The sequence below is a fragment of the Burkholderia sp. Ac-20344 genome, from assembly GCF_017104975.1.
In the GTDB taxonomy this organism is placed as follows: domain Bacteria; phylum Pseudomonadota; class Gammaproteobacteria; order Burkholderiales; family Burkholderiaceae; genus Burkholderia.
Genome location: NZ_JAAGPP010000259.1, coordinates 1 through 6,631 on the forward strand (window position 1 = coordinate 1; position 6,631 = coordinate 6,631).

A 6,631-nucleotide genomic window follows, 5' to 3' on the forward strand; every position below is an offset into this window, starting at 1 on the left:
TCCACCATGAGACTCAAGGCAAAGATCTTCCTTCTGGCCATCGTGCCGTTCCTGCTCGCGATCGCCGGCATCGGCTTTGGCGTACGCCAGCAGGCAACGTCCCTCGCGCGCACGCAGCACGCGACGATCCAGGCCGCGTACCTGTCGAGCAAGGAAGTCGAGCTGAAGCACTACGTCGAGCTCGCGACGAGCGCGATCATGCCGCTCTACGACGCGAGCGGCCGCAACGCGCGCGACGACGCGCTGCTGCGCACGCAGGCGCTCGCGATGCTGCAGAAAATGGATTTCGGCCCCGACGGCTATTTCTTCGTGTACGACCTGCACGGCAATTCGCTGATGCATCCGCGCGAGCCCGAGCGCGTCGGTCACAACTACTGGTCGATGCGCGACCCGCAGGGTGCGCTGACGATCCAGCAACTGATCGGCGCGGCGTCGAGCGGCGGCGGCTACGTGCGCTACGCATGGCAGCGGCCGTCGACGGGCCGCGTCGCGCCGAAGCTCGGCTACGTCGTCGCGCTCGAGCGCTGGGGCTGGATGGTCGGCACCGGCATCTATCTCGACGACGTCGACACCGCGCTGCAGCGCATCGACGCGCGCGCGTCCGCGAACATCGAGCGCACGATGAGCTGGTTCACCGCGATCGCGCTCGCGGGCGCGGCGGCGATCGCCGTGTGCGCGCTGGTGCTGAACGTCAGCGAGTCGCGCAGTGCCGACGCGAAGCTCAAGCTGCTCGCGCAGCGCGTCGTCGAATCGCAGGAGCAGGAGCGGGCGCGGCTGTCGCGCGAGCTGCATGACGGAATCAGCCAGATGATGGTGTCCGCGAAGCTGATGCTCGAATCCGCACTCGCACGCTTCGAACGCGGCACCGCGCGCATGCCCGAGGCCGAGCAGGCGCTGGCATCGGGCGTCGTGCGGCTCGGCGACACGCTGCGCGAAGTGCGGCGCATCTCGCATGCGCTGCGCCCCGCGATGCTCGACGATCTCGGCCTCGCGGCGGCACTCGAGCAGCTGGTGCGCGAGCTCGGCGCCGAAAGCGGCATCGACATCGGCTATACGCAGGTCGCGCACAGCGGCGCCCGGCCGCTGCCGGCGGCGGTCAACACCGCGCTGTTCCGGATCGCACAGGAAGCGCTCAGCAACATCGTGCATCATGCGCAGGCGTCGCGCGCGGCCGTCACGCTCGACGTCGGCGCGCAATCCGTCACGCTGACCATCGCCGACAACGGCTGCGGCTTCGACGCCGAACGCTCGCAGGCGGATGCGCGCCGCGGCATCGGCCTGCGCAACATGCGCGAGCGCCTCGACGCGCTCGGCGGCATGCTGACGATCACGTCGCAGGTCGGCCATACGATCGTCGCCGCGCGGGTGCCGCTGCCTGGCACCGCGTCATGACGCGCCCCATAACAGGAGACCTTTCACGCATGAGCGCCCCCGACACCGCCCGGCCCGTCGCCCGACTGCTGCTCGTCGACGATCACCCGCTCGTGCGCGACGGCTTGCGGATGCGGCTCGAAGCGGCCGACCTGTCCGTGGTCGGCGAAGCCGGCAACGCCGACGAGGCGCTCGCGCTCGCCGCGTCGCTCGAACCCGATCTCGCGCTGATGGACGTCGGCATGAACGGGATGAACGGCATCACGCTCGCGGGCGTGTTCCACGAGCGCTTTCCGGGCATCCGCGTGCTGATGCTGTCGATGCACGACAACATCGAATACGTGACGCAGGCCGTGCGGGCGGGCGCGAGCGGCTATCTGCTGAAGGATTCGCCCGCGAGCGAGATCGTGCGCGCGATCGGTGCGGTGCTGGCCGGCCAGACGTTCTTCAGCGAGGGGCTCGCCGCGCGGATGATCCACGCGAGCGCGACCGCATCGCCGCTCGACCGGCTGACGCCGCGCGAACGCGACATCCTCGATGCGCTGGCGGAAGGGCTGTCGAGCAAGCAGATCGCGCAGCAGACGGGGCTGTCGGTGCGCACGGTCGAGACGCACCGGCTCAATTTGAAGCGCAAGCTGGAGATCGAAGGGCAGGCCGAGCTGATCAAATTTGCGGTGGAGCATCGGCGGCGGTAAGCGGCACGCCGGCCGCTTCCAATCGGGATAGGGGCGGTCAGAGAGTCTGACCGATCCCCTCCCACACCACCCGGCATGCGGGTCCGCACCGGGCGGTTCGAGCAGTTGAGGTCATGAGAGCCGGGGTACGCCAAGACGGTCGAAGTAGGCGATCGGCATGGCTCGGTTCAGCAACCAGCGGCTGTTTCGCCACCATCGCCGACTGTTCGCAGCCACCCAGTAGGCATCCTCCTTCGAGGCTCCCAGCGCCAACAACTCCCGGTACATCGTCGTACCCCGACCCCAGTGCTTAAGCTGCACTGCACGCAGCCGGTGCCTGATCCACTCGTCGAGCTCACGGAACACGCGCGGCGTCTGCGCGAGCTGGAAGTACGCTTTCCAACCCGGCACATAGGCCCTCAGGCGCTCCGCCACTTCCACCAAGCTCCGCCCACCCGGACGGCGGCTCAGGTTTCGGATGCGTTGCTTGAAGCTCTCCAGTGCCTTTCGGGCCACCGCACATTTGATCCGGTCGCCCGCGCTGCGCCACAGTTCGTAGCCCAGAAACTTGCGTCCCGTCGCCTGTGCAACCGCCATCTTGGCTTCGTTGACCTTCAGGTGGAGCCGGTCGTAGAGTTTGCGCAAGCCGTCCAGCACCCGTTCACCCGACCGACCACTGCGCACATACACGTTGCAGTCATCGGCATAGCGCACGAAGCGGTGCCCGCGTCTCTCCAACTCCCGATCCACCTCATCCAGCAGCACATTGGCCAGCAGCGGCGACAGCGGCCCGCCTTGCGGCGTGCCCTCGTGACGCTCCGTGACCTCCCCGCCATCCATGATCCCAGCCACAAGGTATTGACGAACCAGCCGCAGCACGGCCTTGTCCGCGATCCTCCTCGATAGCCTTTCCATCAGAATGTCGTGATTGACCCGATCGAAGAACTTCTCCAAATCCACGTCGACCACCACCCGGTAGCCGTCCTGCACATGACGTTGGGCCATCAGCACCGCGTCACGCGCTCGACGTCCCGGTCGGAAGCCGTAGCTGTGTTCTGAGAAGGTCGGATCAATGATGGGCTGCAAGACTTGCAGCAGGGCTTGCTGGATCAATCGATCCGTCACCGTCGGAATCCCCAGTTCACGCATCCCGCCACCGGGCTTCGGAATCTGAACGCGCCGTACCGGCTCGGGCCGGTAGCTTCCATCCAGTAACGCCTCCCGAATCCGGGGCCAGTGCGTCTTCAGAGCGTCCGCCGTCTCGGCGATCGACTTCCCATCCACCCCAGCACTGCCGCGATTGGCTTTGACGCGTTTCCACGCCATCACCATGTTCGCTCTCGCGAGCGCCTGCGCAAGCAGGTCGCCTCGCCCCAAGCCTCCGGTTTCGCGCCGCGCCGTCCGTGCTTCATCACGCTGCGCTTCAGGCGCGGCTTCACCTCGCCCTCCCGCGTTGCGCCCCGCCTGCGCGGGCTTCTGATGCACTGCACGTTCGAGCGACACGGCCTTCGGCCCTCCTACTCGTTCGGCCCTTCGCCCCAAACCGGCAGCTACTACGGCCTCTGCTGACTTCTCGCTCCGGCTTGCCACCGTCGCCCTTTCAGGCACAAGGCGAGATCTCCCCATACATGGACGCACTCCTTCATCGCACAACCGCCGCATCTACGCCGCCTCGCCTTGATCACGAGAGCTTCGCGGTTACGTGCCCGCTCGCCCTGCTCGGTAGCGCCTTCTATGCGGTTCTTCTCCATCGGCTCGCGATTTACGCTCCACGCTTCCTCCCCACACTCGGTCACCCTCATGCAGTTGCGCTTCACTTCATTTGCCGTGATCAGCTTATGGCGGGACTTGCACCCGCAGGAGTGCGCCCGTGCTGGGCGCACACGAAAAAGGGCGCCCGAGGGCGCCCTTCATACATCCGGACTGCGGCCTGCCAGCGGCCGATCAGTTCGTCCGCGAATTGTGCTTCTGCAGATACGCGATCAGGCCATCGATCCCGCCCGAAGCGAGCTGGCTCTTGAACTGCCCCTGGTAGACCTGGATCAGCCACGCGCCCGACATGTCGATGTCGTAGATCTTCCAGTCGTTGCCGACCTTGCCGAGACGATAGCCGACCGACTGGCTGTCGCCCGGCGTCGTGACCGTCGACTGCACGAGCGCGTCGGCGCCCGACGCGCCGCCGGCCTTGAACGAGAACTTCGCATCCTGGCTGCCGAGCTGCGCGAGCGACGCGGCGTAGGTGCGCGTCATCAGCAGCCTGAACTGCTTGTACAGCTCCTGCTGCTGTTGCGGCGTGGCCTGCTTCCACGCGTCGCCGACCGCGATGCGGGTCGTGCGCTCGAAGTTGGTCGCGGGCAGGAAACGCTGCTCGACGACCTGCGTGACCTTCGCCATGTCGCCGCCGCGTGCGGCCGGATCGGCCTTCATTGCGGTGACGGTGCCCTCGACCGCACTGCGGACGATATCGACCGGCGCGCTCTGCGCGAAAGCGGAAACCGACACGGCGGCCGCCGCGACGAAAGCAAACAGATGACGTTTCATACGAATATCGCTCGATGAGAAAAAACGACCGGTTCATTGCACCGGCCGGCGAAGCAAAGTATACCGGGCCTGACGCCTCGGTGTGCCGCGGTGACCGACTGTTACCTTTCAAGTCCCTTTGTCACAGGCCCGCAGCGGCGCGTCGAAGCAGCGCGACGCCGTTTATGTAAATATCCCCTTACAAACCGGCCGGCCATCGGTGTCGATTCCGCCGTCGCGAACAAATCTCCTTCCCTCCCCGAAACCCCCAACGTCACGACCGCCGCCACGCCGCGCCGGTATACTTGGCTACTTTGCCCTTGCCAGCCGCTCCCCACCGCCACATGGTGACATCTCTCATCGTCCGACTCGTTGCATGGTCGGTGCGACGCCCCGTCTGGGTCGTCGTCCTGTCGCTCGTCATCGCCGCGCTCAGCGGCGTCTATGTCGCGCAGCATTTCAAGATCAACACAGACATCAGCAAGCTCGTCGATGCGGAACCGCAATTTGCCGCGCTCGGCCAGGCCGTCGACAAGGCGTTCCCGCAACGCAACGGCACGATCCTCGCGGTCGTCGAAGCGCCCGCGCCCGAATTCGCGAATGCCGCCGCGCATGCGCTGACCGAGGCGCTGCGGAAGGATGCCGAAGCCGGGCGCATCGGCCAGGTTGCCGAGCCCGGCGGCGGGCCGTTCTTCGAGCACAACGGGCTGCTGTTCCTGTCGCCGCAGGACGTCACCGATACCACCTCGCAGCTCGCGAGCGCGCGCCCGCTCGTCAACGAACTCGCGAAGAACCCGAGCCTGACCGGGCTCGCCACGACGCTCTCCACCACGCTCGGCCAGCCGCTGCTGACCGGCCAGGTGAAACTGCCCGCGATGGCGAAGCTGCTCGCACGGAGCGCCGCAACGGTCGACGACGTGCTGGCCGGCAAGCCGGCCGCGTTCTCGTGGCGTGCGCTCGTCGACAACGATGCCGCGCGGCAGCCCGCGCGCGCGTTCGTCACCGTGCAGCCCGTGGTCAACTACGGCGCGCTGAAGGCCGGCGCGGAAACCACCCAGGTGATCCGCGACGCGGCCCGTTCGCTCGACCTCGAGAAGCGCTACGGCGCGGCCGTGCGCCTGACCGGCGAACAGCCGCTCGCCGACGACGAATTCGCGTCGGTCGAGGATGGCGCGGCGCTCAACGGCGTGTTCACGCTGCTCGCCGTGCTCGTCATCCTGTGGCTGGCATTGCGCTCGAAGCGGATGATCGGCTCGGTGCTCGTCACGCTGTTCGTCGGCCTCGTCGTGACCGCCGCGCTCGGCCTCGCGATGGTCGGCTCGCTGAACATGATCTCGGTCGCGTTCATGGTGCTGTTCGTCGGCCTCGGCGTCGATTTCTCGATCCAGTACGGCGTGAAGTATCGCGAGGAGCGCTTCCGCGATTCCCGCATCGATCACGCGCTGATCGGCGCCGCGCACTCGATGGGCATGCCGCTCGCGCTGGCCACCGCGGCCGTCGCGGCGAGCTTCTTCTCGTTCATCCCCACCGCCTATCGCGGCGTGTCCGAGCTCGGCCTGATCGCGGGCGTCGGGATGTTCGTCGCGCTGCTGACCACGCTCACGCTGCTGCCCGCGCTGCTGCGCCTGTTCGCGCCGCCGGGCGAATCGAAGACGCCGGGCTTCCCGTGGCTCGCACCGGTCGACGATTACCTCGATCGCCATCGCAAGCCGATCCTGATCGGCACGCTCGTGGTCGTGGTCGGCGCGCTGCCGCTGCTCGCGTTCCTGCGCTTCGACTTCAACCCGCTGCACCTGAAGGATCCGAACAGCGAATCGATGGCAACGCTGCTCGCGCTGAAGGATTCGCCGGAAGCCACCGTCAACGACGTCACGCTGCTCGCGCCGTCGCTCGCGGAGGCCGACGCGGCCGCGAAACGCCTCGACGCGCTGCCGGAAGTCGGCCGCACGACCACGCTGTCGACCTTCATCCCCGCCGACCAGCCGGCCAAGCGCGCGGCGATCGCCACGGCCGCGAGCGACCTGCTGCCAGCGCTGACGCAGCCGGCCGCGCCGCCCGCGACCGAC

Annotated in this window: 5 protein-coding genes; 3 read left to right on the plus strand and 2 right to left on the minus strand. The window is 67.3% G+C overall.

Translation table 11 applies throughout. The features are described 5' to 3' along the window. The first annotated feature begins 6 nt into the window (after positions 1–6). Positions 7–1,392, plus strand: coding sequence for a cache domain-containing protein (locus G3N64_RS37675; RefSeq protein WP_205788674.1), 1,386 nt, complete (start codon positions 7–9; stop codon positions 1,390–1,392). A gap of 29 nt (positions 1,393–1,421) precedes the next feature. Beyond that, positions 1,422–2,066, plus strand: coding sequence for a response regulator transcription factor (locus tag G3N64_RS37680; protein WP_043186307.1), 645 nt, complete (start codon positions 1,422–1,424; stop codon positions 2,064–2,066). Positions 2,067–2,177: 111 nt separating this feature from the next. Here the strand turns inward: G3N64_RS37680 and ltrA are convergent, their stop codons facing one another. Both ltrA and G3N64_RS37690 read right to left on the minus strand, forming a co-directional pair. Next, entirely contained in the window at positions 2,178–3,548 is a 1,371-nt protein-coding gene (gene ltrA, locus G3N64_RS37685; RefSeq protein WP_205788671.1) for a group II intron reverse transcriptase/maturase, read from the minus strand. 441 nt (positions 3,549–3,989) lie between these two features. Then, positions 3,990–4,586, minus strand: coding sequence for an ABC transporter substrate-binding protein (locus G3N64_RS37690; protein WP_205788672.1), 597 nt, complete (start codon positions 4,584–4,586; stop codon positions 3,990–3,992). Positions 4,587–4,909: 323 nt separating this feature from the next. Here G3N64_RS37690 and G3N64_RS37695 point away from each other — a divergent pair. Beyond that, a partial coding sequence (locus G3N64_RS37695) for an MMPL family transporter (RefSeq protein ID WP_205788673.1) occupies positions 4,910–6,631 on the plus strand: 1,722 nt, incomplete at its 3' end.